The sequence below is a fragment of the Pseudomonas sp. FP1154 genome (assembly GCF_030687245.1).
GTDB lineage: Bacteria > Pseudomonadota > Gammaproteobacteria > Pseudomonadales > Pseudomonadaceae > Aquipseudomonas > Aquipseudomonas rhizophila.
Genome location: NZ_CP117465.1, coordinates 4,946,072 through 4,965,957 on the forward strand (window position 1 = coordinate 4,946,072; position 19,886 = coordinate 4,965,957).

Below are 19,886 nucleotides of genomic sequence, written 5' to 3' on the forward strand. Positions count from 1 at the left end.
CTTCCCAGAACAAGGATCTTGCTGATGAAAATCCACGCACTCATGTTTTTGGGCTTCACGGCCCTCGCCGCCCAGGCCCACGCCTCCAGCCCAGAGGCCTGGGCCACCCATGACAAAACCGTGCTTGCCAGTTGCATCAAGGCCAGCGGCTTGAAGAACGCCGAGCCTGTGGGCACTGCCGCGCAGTTCGATGACCGGGTGGGTTATACCGTGCTGTTGCTGCAAGGCCAGTATCCGCAGAAACACATGAAAGGCGCGACGGGCACCGAGCTGTGCCTTTACCGCAAGAAATCCAAGACCGCCTACGTGACCGAGTGGGACTCCATCCGCCCCGCCGACAACAGCCGGTGATGGCGCACAACTTGCTTCGCATCGGTTAATCGCGGCGTTTTTCTGTCGCCGCCTTCCAGCTTTTGACCGGGCGCTCAATGAACACAACGTTTTCCTGCGTAGGCTGTGGCAAATGCTGCACCGATCACCATGTCCCCCTGACCCTCGACGAGGCCCGGATGTGGGCTGACGACGGCGGCCAGGTGATTGTCCTGGTGGAAGCCTTCCTGCCCAACGGCCTCGGCCTGCCGGCGGCGCAACGCGAACACGCTGAGCGCCGTTCGGCGCGGGTCCACAGCGGCACCACCGAGGCCTTGGTGGCAATCACCTTCGCCGCCTATAACGCCGGGCGCTGCCGCAATCTTGACGAAGAAAACCTGTGCCGCATCTACGAGCGCCGCCCATTGGTGTGCCGTATCTATCCGATGGAAATCAACCCGCACATCCCGCTCAACATTGCCGTAAAGGAATGCCCGCCAGAGTCGTGGGAGACCGGACCGCAACTGATACTCGGCGGTGAACTGGTCGACAGGGAACTGGCGCAGTTGATCGAACGCTCACGTCAGGCCGATCGCGAGGAAATCCGGATCAAGGAGCGCATCTGCGCTTCGCTGGGCATCCTCACCACCGCGCTGAAGGGCGACGGGTTTACCGCGTACCTGCCGGACATGAGCGCATTCGCCGCAGTCATTGATCAGGTCCGTTTGCAGCCACTGGAGCAAGCGGCCAGTGAATGGCAGTTCCATTTGTCCGGTGATGACGTGGCCTGCCAGGTCCTGGCCAGTGGAGCACGGGTTGCCACTGAGGCACCGGTCAACTACGCGTTTATTTCGCTGCGGGCGGCGTAAACACCCCAGGGATGAAATAGAAATCCCTTGTGGGAGCGAGCCTGCTCGCGATAGCGGTGGATCAGTTTGCAGTGATGGTGGATGTGCCGCCGTCATCGAGAGCAGGCTCGCTCCCACATCCAACATAGATGCTCCCCCATAGGTACTGCCCATAAGTACTCCATTCCTGCCACTGACTCGCCTCAATCGACGCTCCCCTCTCGCCTAACCCACATCCAGAATGTTAGCGTGCTTGGTATTCCTTGCCTGATGAGCCTTCTGCGATGAAAAAAACCGTACTTGCCTTCAGCCGTGTCACACCCAAGATGGTCGAACGACTGCAACAGGATTTCGACGTGATCGTGCCCAATCCGTCGAACGGCGACATCAATGCACAGTTCAACGAAGCCTTGCCCCACGTGCATGGCCTGATCGGTGTCGGACGCAAGCTCGGCCGCGAACAACTGCAGAGCGCCGCGAATCTGCAAGTGGTGTCCAGCGTGTCAGTGGGTTACGACAACTATGACCTGGCCTACTTCAATGAGCGTGGAATCATGCTCACCAACACCCCTGACGTGCTCACCGAAAGCACCGCTGACCTGGCCTTCGCCCTGCTGATGAGCAGCGCCCGGCGCGTCGCTGAACTGGACGCCTGGACCAAGGCCGGCCAATGGCAGGCGACGGTCGGCCCGCAGCTGTTCGGCACTGACGTGCACGGCAAGACCCTGGGGATTGTCGGCATGGGCAACATCGGCGCCGCCATTGCCCGGCGTGGCCGGCTGGGGTTCAACATGCCGATTCTCTACAGCGGCAACAGCCGCAAGACCGAACTGGAAGATCAGTTGGGCGCACAATTTCGCGAGCTGGATCAGTTGCTCGCCGAAGCAGACTTTGTTTGCCTCGTGGTGCCATTGAGTGAGAAGACCCGCCACCTGATTGGCCAGCGTGAACTGGCCCTGATGAAACCGAGTGCCATTCTGGTCAATATTTCCCGCGGCCCGGTGGTGGATGAACCGGCGCTGATCGAAGCCTTGCAGAACAACCGCATCCGCGGCGCCGGGCTGGACGTTTACGAGAAAGAACCGTTGGCCGAATCGCCGCTGTTCCAGCTGAAAAACGCCGTAACCCTGCCCCATATCGGCTCGGCCACCCACGAAACCCGTGAAGCCATGGCCGATCTTGCCGTGGAAAACTTGCGCAGCGCTTTGCTGGGCGAGCGACCGAAGAACCTGGTCAACCCGCAAGTCTGGAAGTAAACCATCGGGCAGGCGCCGGGGCCGGGCCTGCCATCCCCTGGCTCAGCGTGCGCCCAGGGCGGCTTGCGTCGCCACGGGCCGGGGTTTGCGAAACACCAGCACGTTCCCCAACATCACCAGCACCAGCCCGAGCAGTGCCGGCGCCGTCCATTGGTAGCCCTCGACCAACGCCGAGACGTTCAACGCCACCACCGGAAACAGCACCGTGCAATACGCCGCCCGCTCCGGCCCCATGCGCCCCACCAGCGTCAGGTAGGCGGTGAAGCCGATCACTGAACCTGGGATCACCAGGTACAACAGCGAGCCGACATAGCGCGCGTTCCATTCCATATCGAACGGAATGCCTTTGAAGAGGCACCACACCGCCAGCATCGCCGCACCATAAGCCATACCCCAGGCGTTGGTGGTCAACGGTTTGAGACCGGCCTTCTGTTGCAAGCTCGAGAGCATGTTACCCGCCGAAAAGCACAAGGTTCCCAGCAGCGCCAAGGCCAACCCGAGCAGCGTTTGCGGGCTTGCGCTATGACCCGCCAGCTCCGGCCAGAACAGCAGCGCCAGCCCCAGCAAGCCCAAGGCGCCGCCCAGCAAGACGTTGCGGGCGATCCTTTGGCCGAAGAACACGCGGGCATTGAGGGCATTCCAGAGCGTGGCGGTAGAGAACACCACCGCGACCAACCCGCTGGGAATCCATTGGCTGGCAGTGAGGAAACACATGAAGTTGATGCAAAACAGGCACAGGCCCTGGGCCACGCAAATCAAATGACCGCGCCGGTTCATGGCTTGCAGACGTCGGCTGAGCAAGAGCATCACAAACAGAATCAGCGCCGCCAGGCCGAAGCGATAGACAATCGACACGGGGATGGCGACCACGCCCAACTGCAATTTCAGCGCAATCCAGGTGGTGCCCCAGATGAGCACGGTAAGTAGATACAACGAGAGGTTCATAACGGCAACTCCTGACAATGACCGCCAGTGTTGCGCCGCCCGCCACCGGGCGCTTGCGTAAACTTGCGGTTTTGTCGCTTTGCAGGCTGGCATGAGCCGACCGACGGAGTAGGATGCAAGGCGTTGGAGAGACCCGATCATGCCCACACTGCAAACCCTGCAAGTCTTTCAAGCCCTCAACAGTTCGCCCAATGCTCGCCTTGAGCACAGTGCCGAGCTTGGAGACGGCATGGCGGCCGCTTTGTGGAGCAACCATCACGACGCCCAAGACTACGAGGCGCCGACTCACCACACGCTGTCGTGCTACATCGCCGGTGGTACCGGCACGTTTCGCCGCGAACGCCCCGACACCACCGGGGCACCCGGCAAACTCTGCGTCCTTCCGGCCGGGCATGAATCGGCCTGGGTCATCAATGGCGACATTCGCCTCGCGCACCTGTACTTCAGCCCTGAGCAATTCGCCATCGGTTGCGTCACGCTACTGGATCGCGAGCCGCGGCAAGTGCAACTGCGCGAAGCCACCTTTCTCGACGACCCGCAACAGGCACAGCGCTTTCGCCAGTTGATCGCCCTGAACTGGGATGAGCCCGGTGAACGCCTTCTGACCACCAGCCTGGCCCATGACTTGCTCAACCATCTGCTATTGAGCCAGGTCGGCCAGCGCCAGGGGCTTCGCCTCAAGGGCGGGCTGGCCGCTCACCAGCGGCGAATGCTGGTGGACTACATCGACAGCCATCTGGCCGACGCCATCAGCCTCGGCCAACTGGCGGCGCTGTGTGCGCTGTCCGAATATCACTTTGCCCGGATGTTCCGCGAAAGCTTCGGCCTGCCGCCCCATCAATACGTACTGGCACGACGTCTGGCCCACGCGCGGCACTGGCTGCGCAGCACGTCAAAACCGCTGGGTGAGGTCGCGTTGGCCTGCGGGTTCGCCAGCGCCAGCCATTTTACGAATCGTTTCCGGCAGGCCCTCGGCGCGACACCCGGCGAGTATCGACAGGCGTTTTTGCGCTAGGCATCAGCGTGCCCCGGTCAAATGAAACAAGCAGGTACTGATCCCGATTGCCGTAGCCACCGCCGCGCCCCTACAATGCGAACAATTCTTGTTCTCTAGCACAGCTCATCGCTGTCGGGATGCTCCTCGTTGCCGCCTGCACACACCGTCGAAGTGCTCTACAACGCCCATCACATTTGGCTTAACGGCTGGTTGCGAAGAAAACTCGGCTGCCCCGACAGTGCCGCCGACCTGGCCCAGGACACGTTCATGCGCGTACTGACTGCGCGCGACCCGCAGCCTGTCCTGGAACCCCGGGCGTTTCTTACGACCATTGCCAAGCGCGTACTGTTCAACCACTACCGACGCCAGGACCTTGAGCGCGCCTACCTCGATACCCTCGCCCAACTGCCGGAGCAGGTGGTGCCGTCGGAGGAAGAACGGGCAATCATCCTGCAAAGCCTGATGGAACTGGACCAACTGCTCGATGGTTTGCCGCGAGCGGTCAAGCAGGCGTTTCTGCTGGCCCAGGTCGATGGCCTGACCTACAACGAAATAGCCCGTGAACTGGGAATTTCATTGGCGACGGTCAAGCGTCATTTGAACAAGGCAGCGATGCGCTGCTACTTCGCCTTATGACCCCAGCGATGAACAGCGCACCAGATGTCAGTGCGAAAGTGGCCGAACAGGCCGTGCACTGGCTTTTGGAAATGCAGCAAGGCCCACTCGATACTCGCCGGCAGAAAGCCTGGGAGCAATGGCTCAATGCTCACAACGAACATCGCCGCGCCTGGGAGCATATCCAGCGGGTCAATCAGCGGCTGCGCAGCGTGCCCTCTCCGTTGGCCCATGCGGCCCTCAATGCACCGAAGTCCGCTGCGCGGCGTCGAGCGCTCAAAATGTTGTTGGTGCTTGGGGCCGGTTCAGCGTTGACCTGGAGCCTGCGTGAACGCCAACTGCTACCCCCATTGATGGCCGATTTTCGCAGCCCGGTAGGCGAACGGCGTCGTCTGACGCTGGATGACGGCAGCCAGTTGCAGCTCAACAGCGGCAGTGCGGTAGACGTTCGCTTCGACGCTCAACGCCGCTTGATCCACCTGCTGGAGGGGGAACTGTTATTGACCGCTGCCCGCGACCCAAGGCCCCTGCAAGTGCTGACCGCCCATGGCCTGCTGGAAAGCCGCAACGCCCGGTTCAACGTACGCGAGTATCCGGACCACACCCAGGTGGCGGTGTTTGAAGGCCAGGTGGACATTCGTAGCCGACACGGCCCGGCGTTGTTGCTGGCGACGTCACGGCAACTGAGCCTTGGCATCAACGGCGCCGGGCCCGCCACGGCCCTGGATGCCAACAGCGGCGCCTGGACAGAGGGCATGCTGGTAGCGGCGCACATGCGCCTGGCAGACTTTCTCGACGAGCTAGGCCGCTACCGACGTGGCCAATTGCACTGCGACGAGGCGGTCGCCAACCTTCTGATCTCCGGAACCTATCCGCTGGACGACAGCGAGCGAATCCTCGATCTGCTGGAAGTCAGCCTGCCGGTAAAAGTGCGTCGTTTCACCCGCTATTGGATCTCGGTCGAAGCTCGAGCCTGAACCACGGCCACCCCAGCTGAAAAAAAGTGATGCACCAGTGAGCCGTTTTCCACACCTGGGGTGACAGAGAAGGAAAGCACTTCGATACAACCTTCTCGGGATTCTCATCCATGCCGCAACAACCCACCCGTCTCACCCCGCTCGCCCGTACCGTGCGTCAATTGCTCCTGGGGGCCAGCTTGAGTTTCGTCGTACTGCCTTGCGTACAGGCTGCAGATGCCAAGCCCTATCACATCGCGCCGTCGTCACTGGAAAATGCCCTCAATCAATTCGGACGCGAGGCTGGGGTGTTGATTTCCTTCAGCTCACAGACGACCGCAGGCCTGCAGAGTCGGGGCCTGGAAGGCAGCTACAGCCCAGAGCAAGGGCTGAGCGCGCTGCTCGAAGGCACAGGCCTGCAAGCCCGCCCTGAGGCAGACAACGCCTTCAGCCTGCAACCGGCCGCCAGCACCGCGCTGGACATCGGCACCACCACCGTGGTCGGTGACTGGCTCGGCGATGCCGCGCCGACCAATGTCTTCGAACACGCCGGTGCCCGAGACGTCATCCGTCGTGAGGCGTTTGAACGCCAGGGCGCGACCCAGGCCCGGGATGTGCTCAATCGCATTCCTGGCGTCAACGCACCGGAAAACAACGGCACCGGCAGCCATGACATGGCGCTGAACTTTGGTATCCGCGGGCTCAATCCTCGCCTGGCCTCACGTTCCACGGTGCTGATGGACGGCATCCCGGTGCCTTTCGCACCCTACGGCCAACCGCAGCTATCGTTCGCGCCGGTCAGCATGGGCAACATGGACGCGGTGGATGTCGTGCGCGGAGGCGGCGCGGTGCGCTACGGTCCGCAAAACGTCGGTGGCGTGGTCAACTTCGTGACGCGGGCGATTCCCGAGGCGCCGACGGTAAAGGGCGGCTTCCAGACCGAGACCAGCCCGTCTTCCAGCCACGACGGCTTCAAGACATCCGCCAACCTGCTGGCCGGCGGCACCGCCGACAACGGTCTTGGCGGTGCCCTGTTGTACTCCGGCACTCGCGGCGGCGACTGGCGCGAACACAGCGACACACAAATCGACGACTTGATCCTCAAGGGCAACTACCAACTGGACGAGGCCAACAGTTTTAATGCCATGGCCCAATACTACGAAGGCGAGGCCGACATGCCCGGCGGCCTGAATGCGGCCGACTACGACGCCAACCCGTATCAGTCCACCCGTCAGAATGACCGCTTCTGGGGCCGTCGCACCCTGGTCAACTTCGGCTACCGCTACCAGCAGGATCGACGCGAATTTACCGCCAGCACGTTTTTCACCAAGACTTTGCGCAGCGGCTACCTGGACCAGGGCACCTTCCTGTCCCTGTCGCCTCGTGAATATTGGGTACGCGGCCTGGAAACCCGTTTTGCCCAAGGTTTCGACCTCGGGCCGACCAGCCACGAAGTCGGCGTCGGCTATCGCTACATCAACGAGGCCGGCCATGAACTGCGCTATCGCACGCCGATCGCCAGCAACGAATTGCCGACAACCTCCAGCCGAAACGACCGCGATACACGGGGTGGAACCGAAGCCAATGCAATTTTCATCGATGATCGGATCGATATTGGCAAATGGACGATCACGCCCGGTATTCGTTACGAAATGATCGAATCGCAGCAGACAAACAATCTGACCAACGTGAAATACAAGGGCGACTACAACACCGCCCTGCCAGCGCTGAATGTGCTGTACCACCTGACCGATGAATGGAATCTGTATGCCAATACCGAAGGTTCATTCGGCAGTGTGCAGTACAGCCAGATGCCCAACCGTGTGAGCAGCGGTGAAGTGAAACCGGAGAAAGCCCGCACCTGGGAACTTGGAACCCGCTATGACAATGGCAACCTGCGGGCGGAGATCGGTGCGTTCCTGATCAACTTCGACAACCAATACGAAAGCAACCAAACCAACGATTCGGTGATTGCCCGTGGCGAAACCCGCCACCAGGGCATCGAAACCAGCATCAACTACGCCCTCGACGGCCTGAGTCCGGCGCTGGCCGGTTTTGACGTATATGCCACGTATGCCTTCGTCGATGCCACCATTCGGGAAGACGGACCGAACAAAGGCAACCGCGTGCCATTTTCTTCCAAGCACAAAGGCACACTCGGCGTGGGTTACACGGACGGGCCGTGGAAATTGAACCTGGACAGCACCTATCAGAGCGCGCAGTTTGCCGACAACGCCAATACCCGCGCCGAAAGCGCCGACGGCAGTACCGGCAATATCCCTGGCTATATGCTGTTCAGCAGCCGCGCCGCCTATGATTTCGGCCCGCAACTGTCGGACCTGAACGTGGCGGTGGGTGTGAAGAACATCTTCAATACCCAGTATTTCACCCGCTCGTTCGACGATAACAACCGGGGCAAATACGTAGGGGAACCGCGCACGCTGTATGTGCAGACGTCCGTGGCGTTCTGATTAGGGGCTGCGATGGATCGCTGAAACAAGACGGGCCTGCGATTGCAGGCCCGTCTGTTCGGTGGGTAATTTTAAATGATCGGGCTCAGCCGTTGAGTGCAGCCCGTTCGTTCTCCAGGAATTCTTCTTCCAGCATCGCATCGGCCAAGGCCACCGACTCGGTCGGTTTCTCAGCGGTGGCGCGTTTGACGCGCAGTTTGCCGAACAGATGCTCCAGGGCATGTTCAAGCTTGGTGGCCGCCCCTTCGATGGCCAGTTCCAGCGTATCGGCCTTGTGTGTCACCGAGACCGGTTGCAGACCCTTTGGCCGTGCTTCCAGCTGACAACGCAAGTCATGGGGACCGGGCTTGTCGCCGTTCTCGTCCCGCAAATGGACCTCGACCCGTGTCAGGTCTTCTTCATAACGTTCGAGCGTGCTTTCGATGGTAGTACGTACCCACTCCTCCAGTCGGATGCTGCTTTGAATATGGTTATCGCTGTTGACTTGGATTTGCATAGTTCATCCCTTATTTCGGCTAGCTCGCCAGGGGCCAATCGACGGTAGCGCGACGACCCCTTGAATACAGAGTCGGGCTGGCGGCAGAACAATTCAACCCCTTCGAAAAGATAAATATTCATACGCAAATAAAGCCGGACAACGGACAAAAGCGCTGTTAATGTCGGGAGTTGCCTCGCCTTGCTTACCCCACGAAAATTCTGCGCTCACCCTGCACCGTCAGCGACCATTCGCCCATTCCTGCACAGAAACGGGCAGCCTCCCAGGCCGCATGCCAAGGCCTTCAGCGCCTATGCGCCGTGATCATTGTCCGACAGTTTTTCCGGCATGCCCCTTGCTACCTCTCTGCTGGAGCGGTCGCAGGTTGGGATCTTCCGATCCAACCTCTGCCTGGCTCTGGATGAAGCACGATCATGGAATGGCCGGTGGTCCGGTATCGCGAACTAATCCCGATCACGGCCGGTCAACAACTGCACGTTCAATCAGGCGGTGACGCATCATGGACAACCCTTTTCAGCTCATTACCGACGCTTTTGCGCCGCAGTATCAAATCAATCTGAGCATCCAGGGCCTGGACGGCAGCATCATGCTAACCCTCTCCAAGGCCGGGCGCATCGTCGCCAAGCGCATGATCAGCGCCCAGCAACGCAATGACCCGGAACGCCTGCGGCGCCTGGTCCAGAGCATCCAGTTCGGCATCGCCATCGAGCAGGGCCACAGCGCTGTGGCGATCCTCGAAGCCATGACCGGCGGTGACAACGTCAAGCTGCCACCACCGCAGACGCAGGGCGCGACATCCGCCCCCGCCGGTTTCTAGATCTCGCCCTTCTCCACTTCGGCGTGCTCGCTGGAACCCGCGCCAACCTTGCGGTGCGGGTGCTCGATTTTCACCGAAGGGAACTGTGAGGAAGCGTAACGCACCACCAGGATCGCGAACGCCAGCAGCAAGATGCCGCCGCACAAGTAGATGATGCCCAGGTCAGGCGGACTGTGGTGGGAGACGTTGGAAATCAACAAGCGCGTCAGCGCCGTGATCGCCACGTAGATCAGGAACCGCACCGGCATGTGGTTGGTCTTGAAGTAGATCCCGACCATCGCTCCCAATTCCAGATAGATGAACAGCAGCAGGATGTCATCGATCTTGATGTGCCCCTGCTCGAGCATCTGCAAAAACTCCATCACCGCCGCCCAGGCGGTCACCGCTCCGATGGCAAACAGTGCCAGGTAATGGAACGTCTCGACGAACAGATTGCCCAGGGATTCGGCCAACTGATGTACGTTCTGGCGCAGGTTCTCGGCCCAGTTGATTTTCACGATGTAGTTTCCTTAGGTCGACTCGACCGGATGATGCGGGTTGGACGTGACGGTTGTTCTGCATGCAGAAAAAAGGCCAGCGGCTGAGGGTGAGATGGCGATGGGCCGCAACCCGACACTTTTACGATGTTGATGCCGCCCTGTCGTGAGCAGGCTGGCTCCCACACCAGCGCTCGCGACAAATGTGCAAATACGTCTACATTAAAAAGCCACTATCCAAAGGGAAGGGATTCGCTTATCCTTTTGGCTGTATATAAATACAGTAGTCACAAAGATAACCAATGTGAAGGCATGTGAGGTGGTGAATGGCCGTCGAAGTGGTATACCGCAGCAGCCGAGATCTGGAGCGCTTGTTCATGGATAAAGCCGAAGCTGACCGTCATGACAAAATGCTGGAACTCGCCGAATTGCTGGCCGAAGTATTGCAAAAAGCCGTTCCCTCGCTGAGCGAGAAACAGGTTGAGGAAGCCGGCATCTACATGGCGAAAAATCGCGATGTGTTCGCCAAGGCGTTCAAGAGTCAACCGGACGCCTTGTCCGAACTGCTCAATGCCCCTGCTGAATAAGCCTTGAAAAGATCGCAGCCTTCGGCAGCTCCATGGAATCCACCAAGGAGCTGCCGAAAGCTGCGATCTTTTTTATCGGTACAACAAACGCTCTGCCAATTCATCGGCCACCCTGGCCGGTGAGCGTTTTTCTGCCTGGGCGTGGGCAAAGACTTCCGTAAGCCGGGCGCCGATCTTCGACAAATGCGCGGTGATCGTCGACAGCTCTTCGCCGCGATGCTTCAAGGCGACATAGATCAGGCCACCGGAGTTGATCACATAATCCGGCGCATAGAGGATCCCACGCCGTTCCAACTGATCGGCCACCTGCAGGTTGCTCAACTGGTTATGGGCCGACCCGGCAACCGCCGAGCAACGCAGTTGCGCCACGCTTTGGCTATTGAGCACCCCGCCCAGGCCACAGGGGGCGAGGATGTCGCACGGGGTACTAAGCAGTGCATCGTTGGCGATCGGATGCGCGCCCAGTTGCTCCATCGCCAGTTGAACCTTGCCAGGGTCAATGTCGCTGACCAACAGTTCGGCGCCTGCGGCGTGCAACTGTTCGGCCAGGGCGAAACCGACATTGCCCAGGCCCTGGATCGCTACCCGCAGGCTTTCCAGGTTGTCGCTGCCCAGGCGGGCCATGGCCGTGGCACGGATGCCGGCGAATACCCCCATCGCCGCGTGAGGCGCTGGGTCTCCCGAAGCCGTGGTGCTGGTCACATGACGGGTCTGTTGGGCGATGCAATCCATGTCCGCCACCGAGGTGCCGCTGTCGATGGCGGTGATATAGCGGCCATCCAATTGCTCGATGCAGCGCCCAAATGCCTCAAACAACGCAGCCCGACTTTCGACATGGGCCGGACGCATGATCACGGCCACGCCGCCGCCCACCGGCAAGCCGGCCAGTGCGGCCTTGTAGCTCATGCCTTGGGCCAGGCGCACGGCGTCGACCACGGCACTTTCATCGTCGGGGTAGGACAGATAACGACATCCACCCAGAGCAGGCCCAGGACGGCTGCAATGAATGGCAATCACCGCCTTCAACCCGGTGGCCGGGTCTACGCTCAGGTGCAGCGATTCAAGGCGGGAGCTTTGCATGAGAGCAAACATCGACAGGCTCCCGAATCACTTTTGTTTGTTCCGCCAGTATAGGCGTGCGCTCAAAATTTGCTGGAGCGCGCCGGAATAAGTCGACCGGACGGCCAGTCTTTTGGGCATAACCTGATTCCTTCCCCGGACGAGACTGGACGAAAGCCCGCAGCAGAGCTAAAAACGAGGCATAGCCCGGAGACTGTGATGACACCGCGCCAAGCCTTTTTTGATTGCCTGCACCGCTCCCCACCGGCGCTGTTCGAAGCAGCGTTGTGGATTGCTGCCGAACATGATCGCGAAGTGGACGTACCGGCGTTGCTGAACGATTTCAAGGATCTGCAACAGCGTGTCAGCCATGACCTGCCGATGCTGCCCGTCAGCGAACTGGGCCAACCCTTGCTGCGCCGCCTCAATGACCTTGGATTCGCCCAGGACGATTTCACGCCCCTGCGCCCACGGGCCGCGTTGCTCGACAAGGTGCTGACGCGTAAACGTGGACAGCCCCTGGCCCTCGGCCTGATCGCCCTGGAGCTGGCTCGTGGCCTGGAGATTCCGATGGTCGGTGTCAATTTCCCCGGTCACTTCCTGTTGCGGGTCCCCGGTGCCGATCATCTGCTCGACCCGTGTGGCGGACGCCGGTTGTACCCCAACGACTGTCGGGAACTGCTGCAACGCCAATACGGCGCCAACATGCCCCTCAAAGCCGAGCACCTGGTCAGTGCCGAGCCCATGCAGATGCTCCAGCGCCTGTCGCGCAATCTTCGCCAATTGCATCTGACCAACGACGACTACATTGCTGCACTGATCGACGCCGAACGGGTGCTTGAACTGGGCAACGCCAGCGCCGCCGATTACCTGGCCCGCGCCAGCCTGTACCAACGGCTCGACTGTCCCAACGCCGAACGATTCGACTTGGAGCACGCGCTGATGCTCAGCGAAGACCCGATCCAGCGAATCCGGCTGACGGAACGGCTGGGGCATCTGCCGCCCAATTCAATTGTGCATTGAGCGGGTGTAGATCGCGGATGACGAGGTGGTAACCCAACGGCTCGCCCCCTCTCCTTCGGTGGGAGCGAGCCTGCTCGCGATAGCGGTGTGTCAGACAACATGTTTGTAAGCTCAACCACCGCCATCGCGAACAGGTTCGCTCCCACAGGGGGCTCAAGGTGTATCAGGCTGATTTGCCGGATGCGCCTGTTGAAACGCTGGATGCGCAGCCGCCAACGCCGCAACGCGACGGATCCGTGGATACGCCTCCAGGGAGACATTGAACCGTTCTGCCGCGTACACCTGCGGGATCAGATACACGTCCGCGACCCCGGGTGCTGCACCGAAGCAGTAGCCATTATCCCCAATCAACTGTTCCACCGCCGCCAGTCCCTGGCTGATCCAATGCCCGATCCACTGCGCCACCTGCGTTTCATCGTGGCCCCACTGCCGCAGCTGGTTGAGTACGCTGACGTTGTGCAGCGGATGAATATCGCAACCGATCAATGCCGCGACGCCTCGCTCATGAGCCCGAACCGTCAGGTCGGCGCTGAGCAACGGCACCTGTGGATAACGCTCCTCCAAGTACTCGATGATGGCGGGTGACTGCACCAGCAACGCGCCTTCGTCGGTACGCAGCGCCGGAACCCGGCCCTGAGGGTTGATCGCCAGATAGGCCGGCTGACGATGTTCGCCCCCAGGCGCAGCGATCAGGTTGACCGGCAAGGCCTGGTAATCCAGGCCCTTGAGCGCCAGGGCAATGCGCACCCGGTAGGACGAAGTGGAGCGGTAGTAGGTGTAGAGTTCCATGCCCTGTCCCTCACCGCGCCGGCAGGATCTTGCCCCGGCATTCGCCAAAGCCGATGGACGCAACACCTTCGCGGCTGCAACGGGCACGCAGGATGATCTCGTCACCGTCCTCAAGGAATTTGCGCACTTCGCCAGAGGCCAGCTCGATTGGCTTTTTACCGCCCTCGGTAATCTCCAGCAGGCTGCCGAACTGACCGCTCTCAGGCCCCGACAAGGTGCCCGAACCGAACAGGTCACCGGCCTGCAACTGGCAACCATTGACGCTGTGGTGGGCGACCATCTGCGCTACGGTCCAGTACATGTACTGGGTGTTGCTCAACGTCAGGCGATGGGCCGGCAGGTTCTGCTCGCGCATGGCTTCGGTCAGCAGCAGGACTTCCAGTTCAATGTCGAAGGCCCCACCGGCCTGGTCACGCTTGTCCAGCAGATATGGCAACGGCTGCGGATCGCCTGCCGGACGCGCCGGTTGTGGGCGACGGAACGGTTCGAGGGCTTCGGCCGTCACCACCCATGGCGAGATACTGGTCAGGAAGCTTTTGGACAGAAAGGGCCCCAGCGGCTGGTATTCCCAGGCCTGGATATCCCGGGCCGACCAGTCGTTGAGCAGGCAGAAACCGCCAATGTGCTCGGCAGCATCACCGATGGCGATGGGTTCGCCCAAGGCGTTGCCCTGGCCGATCCAGATGCCCAGTTCCAGCTCATAGTCCAGTCGCGCGCACGGGCCGAAGATCGGCTCGGTCTGGCCGGCGGGCAGGGTCTGACCCTTGGGGCGACGCACGTCGGTACCGGACGGGCGAATGGTCGAGGCGCGACCGTGATAACCGATGGGGACGTACTTGTAGTTGGGCAACAGCGGATTGTCGGGACGGAACAACTTGCCGACGTTTTGCGCGTGTTCGATACCGACGTAGAAGTCGGTGTAGTCATTGATCCTGGCCGGCAAATGCATCTGGCAGTCGGCTGCGCGGACCAGCAGTTTCGCGCCCTGGGCTTCGATCTTGCCCCGCAGCGAGCTGTCTTCGCGCAGCAGCTCCAGCAAGCGTTCACGCAGGGCCACCCGAGCGCTGCGGCCGAGGTCGAAGAATGCATTCAACTGGCCGTCCTTCATGGCTTCGACGGCTTCGCGCGCCGCGCCGTCAAACAAGCCCGCCTGCAACGCGGCCTGCAAATCGAAAATCTGCTCACCAATCGCCACGCCGCTACGGGGAGCGCCGTCATCGATACTGAAGATGCCCAGCGGCAGGTTCTGCAGCGGGAAGTCGGCATGGCCATTGGCGGAGGCGACCCAGCTACGGGCAGGGGAAAGTTGAGTCATGGGTTATCTCCGGGTCGGGTCGAACGTGACCGGCAGCGAGGCCCAGCAGGCGTCGTAGTCAGTTTGCAATTGTGGGCAGTCCAGGGCGAAACGGCTCGGGCGCAGGACCTGGCTGGTTTCGAACATGAAGGCCATGGTGTTGTCGATTTTCGCAGGCGTCAGCTCGGCGTTGATCGCCTTGGTGCAGGTCTCGCCGTCCGGGCCATGGGCACTCATGCAACTGTGCAAGGAGGCGCCGCCGGGCAGGAAACCTTCGGCCTTGGCATCGTAGGCGCCCTGGATCAGGCCCATGAATTCATTCATCAGGTTGCGATGGAACCACGGCGGACGGAAGGTGTTTTCCGCGACCATCCAGCGCGGCGGGAAGATCACGAAATCGAGATTGGCCAGGCCGTGGACGCTGGTGGGTGAGGTCAATACGGTGAAGATCGACGGGTCCGGGTGGTCGAAGCTGACCGTACCGATGGTGTTGAAACGGCGCAGGTCATATTTGTAAGGCACGTTGTTGCCATGCCAGGCCACCACATCGAAGGGCGAATGATCCAGCTCGCAACCCCACAACTCACCGAGGAATTTCTGCACCAGCGCAGTCGGTCGGGCGAGGTTTTCGTAATGAGCGACCGGCGCCAGGAAATCCCGCGGGTTGGCCAGGCCGTTGCTGCCGATCGGCCCAAGGTCCGGCAGGCGCAACGGCGCGCCATGGTTTTCGGCGATATAGCCGCGGGCTTGTGGATCAAGCAGCTCGACGCGAAATTTCAGGCCCCGGGGGATCACGGCAATTTCCAGCGGCGCCAGTTCCAGCACGCCCAGCTCGGTGGCGATCCGCAGCCGTCCCAGCTGCGGCACGATCAGCCATTCCCCGTCAGCGTTGAAGAACACCCGTTCCATGGAACGGTTGGCGCGGTAATGGTAGAGGCTGATACCGGCCGGTTTGTCCGAGCCGGCATTGGCCGCCATGCGCACCAGCCCATCGATGAAATCGGTTGGCTCGGCAGGAATATCCAACGGGTTCCAACGCAGGCGATTGGGCGTGACCTCACCCAGAGGACCGCCCGCTATCTGATGTTCAAGCTTGACGAAGGCCGGATGATTGGCCGACGGCCGGATGCGATACATCCAGGTCCGCCGCGCTTCGCTGCGAACCATGGTGAAGGCAGTGCCGGAGAATAATTCGGCATAGAGACCGTAAGGGGCTTTTTGCGGGGAGTTCTGGCCAACGGGCAAGGCGCCGGGCAGCGCCTCGCTGGCAAATTCATTGCCAAAGCCTGACTGATAGGCCAGGTCCGACACTGTGGAATCGAGGGTCATGGAGCCTCCTGAACACAGGACTGGGTACGACCTCGTCGTTCCACGAAGAACGTCAGGCGCACAGGTTATTTTTATCGTAATTCAATTACGCATAACGTAATTTGCTCGACGGCGACCGTCAAGCTATAAAGACGCCCATTCGCCTCTGGACTCAGCGCCTCCATGGAAACCCCGCTCAGCAACGGTAAACAGAAAGTCCGCTCGGCCGAAGTCGGCACCGACATCCTCAAGGCCCTGGCCGAACTGTCGCCCTCCACGTCGCTGTCGCGTCTGGCCGAACACGTGCAAATGCCGGCGAGCAAGGTTCATCGATACCTGCAGGCCTTGATCGCCAGCGGTTTCGCTGAACAGAACACGTCCACCAACCACTACGGCCTCGGGCGCGAAGCCTTGCGCGTGGGCCTGGCGGCGTTGAACGGCATGGACGTGTTGCAAGTGGCCGCCCTGCCCTTGGCCGAACTGCGCGATGACTTGAACGAAACCTGTTTCCTGGCGGTGTGGGGCAATCACGGCGCCACCGTCGTTCGGATCGAACCCGCCATACGGGCAGTGACGGTGGTGACGCAATTGGGATCGGTATTGCCGCTGCTCAGCTCGTCCACGGGGCTGGTGTTCAGCGCCTACCTGCCGACGCGCGAAACGATCGGCTTGCGCGAACAGGAAGTGAGCGCTTCCACCGCCCACGCCCTGGCCGACGACCAGGCCTATGCCACCCTGTGCCAGCAAATACGCAGTCGCGGCCTGCACCATGTGCATGGCTTGCTGATGCCCGGCGTGGATGCCCTGTCAGCCCCGGTATTCAATGCTGTCGGCCAAGTGACGGCGGTGATGACCATTGTCGGCCCGACTTCCCTGTTCCATGCCGACGAAAACGGCCCGGCGGCACAACGACTGCTGGCGGCGACCCGGGCCGTGAGCTGGCGGATGGGGTATGAGGCAGGCGCAGGATCGGATCAGCCAACGGGCCAATCCTGATCACACCATTGATGTGAGCGGTGATACGTAGCGGCGGCAGCTAATCGTCTTGCCCTTGGGAATTCTTTATCTCATCACGCCCATGACTTTGGCCTTGGCGACCGCCTGCGTGCGCCGCTGAACGCCTAACTTGCTGTGTATCCGCCGCGAATTGGGTTTTTACCGTGTGCAAGGATATGAACAAACGTTCGGCAATCTGCTGATTTGAATAGCCCTGCGCAATGAGCTCCAGCACTTCCAACTCCCGATGACTCAACAACGTGTCTTCGACTGCCACCGCCGGCTGCTCAATGTGCTCAGCCGATTGCGCCCAGCCCAACAGATCGGGCTGGCGCGCGTAACTCGCACAAGGCTTGCTGGGCGCGCCAACAGGCAACTCGCTTGAGGCCCTCTTGCACGAGCGATCGTGCCTGGGAACGATCAGCGGACAGCCAGACGACTTCAGCCAGCGCCAGATACAGTTCGGTCTCCAGGCCATGCATTTCACAGTGCTGTGCCCGGTCGATCATTGCCTTGAGTTGCGCTTGCGGGTCTTGCGCCCGATGCAGATAAACCTCGGTCAGTACCAACAGGTACTCAAGTCGCGGAATCAACTCCAGGGTCGCAGGTGGGGCATGCTTGGCCTGCGGCCCGTGAAAGTGACGCAAGACCCGGGTCAGGGCCTCGTGAGCCAGTTCCGGGCGTCCCTGTTGCAGCCAGAACTGGCAACTGGTTTGCAACAGCACGCCACGGTACACCGTGTCGGGGATGTGCCGCTGTTGCATGATCCGCTCGGCATCGCGCAGTTGCAGGAAAGCCTCGCCATAGTCGCCACCATTGGCCGCCAGGGTGGCCTTGCCGAGAAAACCATAAAGCACTTGTTTGTCCTGGCAATGCAGGCCCGTTTCCAGGCCCGCCTGGAACTGCTCGGCAGCCTGCTCGGCCAACCCCATGCGCAAAGCCAGACGGCCACGGCGCAAGGCAATACGTCCCAGCAAGGCAGAAAAGTCCTGGCCAGGCTTATCGAGCAACCCCTGAACTGCGCTCAACAGATGATCGGCCCGGTGAGGAGCGCCGCGTTGCTCCAGGACTTGGGCGTGATCCAGTTCCAGCAAGCCCTCGAAGACCAGTGAGCCTTGGGCGCGCGCCAGGCACAGGGCCTGGCGGTTGATCCATTGCGCAGTGGCCAGTTCCCCCTTGAGCAGTGCCTGCTGTGTCAGCCCCAACTGGCACAACAGGCGCAAGGCCCAGGCCTCTGGGTCGAGGCTCGCCTGGGCCTGGAGCAAGTGCTCGCGGGACTGCTCGCCATCCCCCGAAAGGTGCAGCAGCCAGCCCAGCAGAACCTGCCACCGGGCCAGCAGTTGCCGCTGCAGGCAGGCCGAAGGTTGCGGCATGAACCTGGCCAGTTGGTCGATGCACACCGATGCCTGATCGAAGCGTCCGGCGAATAGCAACGCAGCCGTGACCAACCCCACCGATTGCGGTGTACCGAGTGTCAGCGCTTCACCTTGTTGATCATGCAGCTTCAGCAACAGCGTCACGTTGCTGCGCTGCAGTACGTGTTCAAAATTCAGATGCTGCAGGAAACTGACGGCAGCCTCGAACTCTTGCGCTTGCATGGCCTGCTCGAATGCCATTTGCCAATCCTGCTCGGCGGCAAACCACTGGCAAGCCCGGCGATGCCAGGAGCGTCCCTGCGGCCAGGGCTCGTCCCGCACCAGTCGGGCCAGCGCCGGGAAAATCTGCAACCAGTCCGAAGACTGCTCCCACGGTTCGATAAAACAGCCCAGGTCCAACAACAAGGGCAGGCATTCGGCGCCCACCGTGTCACCAAACAGATGCTCGCAGAGCCGGGCATTGAAGCGCGGCAGATGCGCCAGCACTCGCCAGGCCTGCGCCAGGTCCGGGGTCAGCGTACTGAACAGCTCATATTCAAGGTAGTCATGCAGGGTCCCGGGCCGCCCCGGCGACGCGTGGCTGCGCGCCCATTCACAACGTTCAAGCAGGGCGATGCGCACCCCGGCGCACCAACCGCCACTGCGCTGTATCACCTCGCGCGCGGTGCGAGCGCCCTGGGGACCGGGCAAATGTTTGAGCAACTGCTGGACATCGTCATGGGTGAAGACCAGCGCCTGGGCATCGAATTCATGCAGTTCGTCATCAAGTAGCAGGCGCGGCCAGTTACAGTGAGGACGACGGCGACCATTCAACCAAAGGTGAAGCGCCGGACTGCTGATGCTCAACAGACGATCGAGAAACTGATCCAGCTCGGGGTTGGGTACCCGACAGTAATCATCCAGGAACAGCCAGGTCGGTGCTTGCAAGCCCGCCAGGTGAGCCAGCAGCCCCCCTTCATCCAGCAACGGCAGCCCGAGGGTCTGCGCCAGCCGCTCGCACATTTGCGCCGCGTCCAACGTTGCGCCCCCAAGCGGCAGCCAATGCAACCGGCAAGCGGCGGGGGCCTGCAGGAAACACTCAGCGAACAACGCACTCTTGCCACTGCCCGCCGGTGCGCAAAGCAGTTTTACCCGCGCCTCGGAGGCCAACAAGGGCTCGCTCAAGGACCTGCGCGGCACATGGGTCGAAGACAGGCGGGGCAGCAATCCAGGACGGTCCGGACACGGGGTCATGGCGGTCATGTGCGAAGTCCAGTTTATTATTGTTT

Annotated in this window: 18 protein-coding genes and 1 pseudogene; 11 read left to right on the forward strand and 8 right to left on the reverse strand. The window is 61.2% G+C overall.

The window, feature by feature from the left end; genetic code table 11:
- The first annotated feature begins 24 nt into the window (after positions 1-24).
- The 3 genes from PSH91_RS22160 to PSH91_RS22170 all read left to right on the forward strand — a co-directional run bounded on the left by PSH91_RS22160 (position 25) and on the right by PSH91_RS22170 (position 2,413).
- Positions 25-351, forward strand: a complete 327-nt coding sequence (locus PSH91_RS22160) for a hypothetical protein (protein ID WP_305466776.1) — start codon at positions 25-27, stop codon at positions 349-351.
- Positions 352-428: 77 nt separating this feature from the next.
- On the forward strand, positions 429-1,178 hold the full coding sequence (locus PSH91_RS22165; RefSeq protein WP_107321895.1) for a YkgJ family cysteine cluster protein: 750 nt from the start codon (positions 429-431) through the stop codon (positions 1,176-1,178).
- A gap of 263 nt (positions 1,179-1,441) precedes the next feature.
- The gene (locus PSH91_RS22170; RefSeq protein ID WP_047228607.1) at positions 1,442-2,413 is read left to right on the forward strand and encodes a D-glycerate dehydrogenase; all 972 of its coding nucleotides are present in this window, start codon (positions 1,442-1,444) and stop codon (positions 2,411-2,413) included.
- Between the two features lie 42 nt (positions 2,414-2,455).
- Here the strand turns inward: PSH91_RS22170 and PSH91_RS22175 are convergent, their stop codons facing one another.
- Entirely contained in the window at positions 2,456-3,358 is a 903-nt protein-coding gene (locus PSH91_RS22175) for a DMT family transporter (RefSeq protein WP_107321893.1), read from the reverse strand.
- Positions 3,359-3,497: 139 nt separating this feature from the next.
- Between PSH91_RS22175 and PSH91_RS22180 the strand changes: the two genes are divergently transcribed.
- From PSH91_RS22180 to fecA, 4 genes are all read left to right on the forward strand, one after another.
- Positions 3,498-4,373 (forward strand): helix-turn-helix domain-containing protein, encoded by an 876-nt coding sequence (locus tag PSH91_RS22180; protein WP_160893382.1) that lies wholly within the window; start codon positions 3,498-3,500, stop codon positions 4,371-4,373.
- Positions 4,374-4,502: 129 nt separating this feature from the next.
- Positions 4,503-4,991, forward strand: coding sequence for a sigma-70 family RNA polymerase sigma factor (locus tag PSH91_RS22185; protein WP_160893384.1), 489 nt, complete (start codon positions 4,503-4,505; stop codon positions 4,989-4,991).
- A gap of 8 nt (positions 4,992-4,999) precedes the next feature.
- Complete coding sequence (locus PSH91_RS22190) at positions 5,000-5,947, forward strand: FecR domain-containing protein (RefSeq protein WP_172833786.1); 948 nt, start codon at positions 5,000-5,002, stop codon at positions 5,945-5,947.
- 110 nt (positions 5,948-6,057) lie between these two features.
- On the forward strand, positions 6,058-8,397 hold the full coding sequence (fecA, locus tag PSH91_RS22195) for a TonB-dependent Fe(3+) dicitrate receptor FecA (RefSeq protein WP_047228612.1): 2,340 nt from the start codon (positions 6,058-6,060) through the stop codon (positions 8,395-8,397).
- Positions 8,398-8,482: 85 nt separating this feature from the next.
- Here the strand turns inward: fecA and PSH91_RS22200 are convergent, their stop codons facing one another.
- On the reverse strand, positions 8,483-8,893 hold the full coding sequence (locus tag PSH91_RS22200) for an HPF/RaiA family ribosome-associated protein (RefSeq protein ID WP_047228613.1): 411 nt from the start codon (positions 8,891-8,893) through the stop codon (positions 8,483-8,485).
- 499 nt (positions 8,894-9,392) lie between these two features.
- On the opposite strand from PSH91_RS22200, the gene PSH91_RS22205 reads away from it, so the two are divergent.
- Entirely contained in the window at positions 9,393-9,710 is a 318-nt protein-coding gene (locus PSH91_RS22205) for a DUF3509 domain-containing protein (protein ID WP_047228614.1), read from the forward strand.
- On the opposite strand, the gene PSH91_RS22210 is transcribed toward PSH91_RS22205, so the two are convergent.
- Complete coding sequence (locus PSH91_RS22210) at positions 9,707-10,207, reverse strand: phosphate-starvation-inducible protein PsiE (protein ID WP_076383585.1); 501 nt, start codon at positions 10,205-10,207, stop codon at positions 9,707-9,709. The two genes, PSH91_RS22205 and PSH91_RS22210, sit on opposite strands and share 4 nt — an antisense overlap.
- 305 nt (positions 10,208-10,512) lie before the next feature.
- Here PSH91_RS22210 and PSH91_RS22215 point away from each other — a divergent pair, with 305 nt between their 5' ends.
- A complete protein-coding gene (locus tag PSH91_RS22215) occupies positions 10,513-10,773 on the forward strand; it encodes a YebG family protein (protein ID WP_047228616.1) in 261 nt (86 codons plus the stop codon).
- Between the two features lie 72 nt (positions 10,774-10,845).
- On the opposite strand, the gene PSH91_RS22220 is transcribed toward PSH91_RS22215, so the two are convergent.
- Positions 10,846-11,865 (reverse strand): Glu/Leu/Phe/Val dehydrogenase dimerization domain-containing protein, encoded by a 1,020-nt coding sequence (locus tag PSH91_RS22220; RefSeq protein WP_047228617.1) that lies wholly within the window; start codon positions 11,863-11,865, stop codon positions 10,846-10,848.
- A gap of 186 nt (positions 11,866-12,051) precedes the next feature.
- Here PSH91_RS22220 and PSH91_RS22225 point away from each other — a divergent pair, with 186 nt between their 5' ends.
- Entirely contained in the window at positions 12,052-12,855 is an 804-nt protein-coding gene (locus tag PSH91_RS22225) for a SirB1 family protein (protein WP_076383584.1), read from the forward strand.
- A 153-nt stretch (positions 12,856-13,008) separates the two neighbouring features.
- Here the strand turns inward: PSH91_RS22225 and maiA are convergent, their stop codons facing one another.
- From maiA to hmgA, 3 genes are read right to left on the reverse strand one after another with little or no spacing between them, the layout of a single operon-like run.
- The gene (gene maiA, locus PSH91_RS22230) at positions 13,009-13,644 is read right to left on the reverse strand and encodes a maleylacetoacetate isomerase (protein WP_305466777.1); all 636 of its coding nucleotides are present in this window, start codon (positions 13,642-13,644) and stop codon (positions 13,009-13,011) included.
- Positions 13,645-13,654: 10 nt separating this feature from the next.
- On the reverse strand, positions 13,655-14,959 hold the full coding sequence (fahA, locus tag PSH91_RS22235; RefSeq protein WP_305466778.1) for a fumarylacetoacetase: 1,305 nt from the start codon (positions 14,957-14,959) through the stop codon (positions 13,655-13,657).
- A gap of 3 nt (positions 14,960-14,962) precedes the next feature.
- Complete coding sequence (hmgA, locus tag PSH91_RS22240; RefSeq protein ID WP_305466779.1) at positions 14,963-16,267, reverse strand: homogentisate 1,2-dioxygenase; 1,305 nt, start codon at positions 16,265-16,267, stop codon at positions 14,963-14,965.
- Between the two features lie 162 nt (positions 16,268-16,429).
- Between hmgA and PSH91_RS22245 the strand changes: the two genes are divergently transcribed.
- Positions 16,430-17,242: an IclR family transcriptional regulator gene (locus tag PSH91_RS22245; protein WP_047228622.1), complete on the forward strand. Its 813-nt coding sequence runs from the start codon at positions 16,430-16,432 to the stop codon at positions 17,240-17,242.
- Positions 17,243-17,308: 66 nt separating this feature from the next.
- On the opposite strand, the pseudogene PSH91_RS22250 reads toward PSH91_RS22245, so the two are convergent.
- Positions 17,309-19,860: pseudogene (locus PSH91_RS22250) on the reverse strand (LuxR C-terminal-related transcriptional regulator).
- Positions 19,861-19,886 lie beyond the last annotated feature (26 nt).